We start from the raw sequence: 2,461 nt of genomic DNA, 5'->3' as shown, positions 1-2,461 counted from the left end.
TAATAAGAAATCATAAAGAGAATATTGCCATTGGTTTTGTCGGGTTTAGGGTAATCGCAGGAGTTTTTCAGTTAATAGGCGTGATTTTACTGCCTATTTTTATTTATTTAAGTCAGCAGTACCTAAACTCAACATCTTCAAACTTGCCTTATTTTCAAAACATTGGTGAAATATTAAAACTGGTTCGAGATTTAACTAATCATTTTGGGGTAATGTTGGCGACAGGAGTTGGGAATTTATTTTTATACTATACATTTTTTGACGGACAACATATACCTAAATGGTTGTCAATTTGGGGAATAGCTGGTAATTTACTGATTATGTTAGCCAGTTTCTTAATACTATTTCAGCTTATTGAAGTTATTTCATCAGAATATGCAATTATGACAATACCTTTAGTCCTTCAAGAAATAGTGTTAGCATTTTGGCTAATAGTAAAGGGATTGAATTTGTCAATGACAATTCAAAATTTTGAAAAATCAAAAATGAAAGTGTAATAGACTAAAAGGCGATTTTATAAGAATCTCCTTTATTCTCAGAAGAATGGCAACTAGGCTACCTATTTGACTTTGTGTTTTTAATTTAACTGCATCAGAGATTACTAATGAATATTTACAATAATTTAAATATGAAATATTTTATAGCAGTCCTATTTTTAATTTTTACTTCAAATGTAGTGTTCAGTCAAACGACGAGCAATGCGATCATTCCCATAGAAAGGCATTCTTTTTCCTCTCAAATTTTAGGAGAGGAACGAACCTTTCAAGTTTATTTACCACCTAGTTATTTTTATAGTGACCAAGGAAATTTTCCAGTCATTTATCTGATGGATGGTGACTATAATTTTTACTATGATACCGGTTTAATCGAGTTTTTATCTTCTGTAGCCGATAAGATTCCCGAAATGATCGTGGTGGGAATTTCGGATAAAGGAAGTACAAAGTTCCGAGACTATTGCCGACTAAATATTGATTCTCCAAATGGTGGCAATGCTAATAAATTCATGACCTTTCTAGAAGAAGAATTAAAGCCAATGGTCAACAAAAAATATCGAACGTCAGAGTACGATATTTTAGTAGGACATTCCATGGGTGGTTTATTTGTAGCTAATCATTTTTTAGAGCGACCAGAGGGATTCGATAGTTTCATTTCCATTGACCCTTCCCTGTGGTGGAATGATTATGCTTTAACCGAAAAAGCAGATTCTATTTTTCAAGATCAAAAAGAATTAAAATCTAATTTATTTATTTCGCTTGCAAACACACAAGGTATGGGCGTTAGAGGATTTGTGGGAATTCTTGATCAATATTTTCCTTACGATTCAAAATGGAATTTTAAACATTATGAAAATGAAAATCATGGCTCAGTTCATATGATAGCAATTCAAGATGCTTTGCTCACATTGTTCAAGGATTGGGAAGTAAGTCGAACACAGTTTTATAGTTTTAATTCAGCTCAAGATCTGATGGATCATTATAAAAAAATTAATACAGATTTTTCTACTGATTTCTCATTGCCTGCTTACAATTTTGGGAGCATGATGAATTATTATTATCGAAAAGATCTAACTGGCGATATTGATCTCTTAGAATCAGAAATTGATCAACATTTTCCAAACTCAATGGATGAATTTTATATCTCATTGGCACGCTATCAGATGAATGCCAAAAAATATGAGGATGCTGAAAAAACGTATAACAAATGTCTTACAAAACGACCAAATTCATTTCGAGCATATGAAGGATTATCTAAAATTTATGCAGAAAGAAGTGAATTCAAAAAAGCGAAAAAAGCAAGTGATCGTTCTTTAGAATTGGCTAAAAATGCCAGAGTCAGACAATGGCAAATGAATGAATTGCAATCTAATTTTGAGAACATTGATCAGCTTTCTAAAAAGTAAAATCTAATATTTTTAAATATTAGCGTGATTTGGAAAATACGTTTGAAAAAAACTGTGACTAATAATCTGTCGCATGTCCAGGACTCCATTCGGTCGTTCCTCATTTTTAATTTTAAGCCACGGGTTAGGCTGTCTGTTCCTATGCTAACAGCTGTCACGGAACATATGGCGGCCACAATACCCGCTGCACCATCCAAAGCTGCACATAAGACGTGAAGTTTATGGTGCTGGCTCCGCTATGCTTTGTCAGCAAAAGCCGTTAAGCACATAGCGTAACATTCCACACCCACCCCAAACAAAAGCCCAGCAAAAGAAAGAAGGCAGCCTACTGGGCCTTTGCTTTATTTTCAGGCTGGTTTCTCACCTGAAAACCAAGCAGGCTCTCCAGGGTTTCCTTTTGTTCTTTTGCTTTTTGGATTTCGTTTTTCGTTCGGTTTGGTGTTTAGAATTCCGACATTTTTTAAGAACTTTTTTCTCCCCATATGGGAAAACCCTCTACTTTGCCTATGAGGACTATCACTTCCAACCTGAATTCGAAAATAGATCGATTTACTTCTAAAT

General features: G+C 34.1%; 3 protein-coding genes. 2 read left to right on the top strand and 1 reads right to left on the bottom strand.

What is annotated here, in order from left to right:
- Positions 1–497 (top strand): DUF4386 domain-containing protein (locus E1171_RS02835; RefSeq protein WP_155203881.1); only part of this gene is annotated, 497 nt, incomplete at its 5' end.
- A gap of 131 nt (positions 498–628) precedes the next feature.
- The gene (locus E1171_RS02830; protein ID WP_187696210.1) at positions 629–1,900 is read left to right on the top strand and encodes an alpha/beta hydrolase-fold protein; all 1,272 of its coding nucleotides are present in this window, start codon (positions 629–631) and stop codon (positions 1,898–1,900) included.
- A gap of 347 nt (positions 1,901–2,247) precedes the next feature.
- On the opposite strand, the gene E1171_RS24145 is transcribed toward E1171_RS02830, so the two are convergent.
- A partial coding sequence (locus tag E1171_RS24145) for a hypothetical protein (protein ID WP_222931353.1) occupies positions 2,248–2,461 on the bottom strand: 214 nt, incomplete at its 5' end.

This window comes from Xanthovirga aplysinae, from assembly GCF_009711365.1.
Lineage (GTDB): Bacteria > Bacteroidota > Bacteroidia > Cytophagales > Cyclobacteriaceae > Xanthovirga > Xanthovirga aplysinae.
This window is presented reverse-complemented; position numbering and strand designations above follow the sequence as displayed.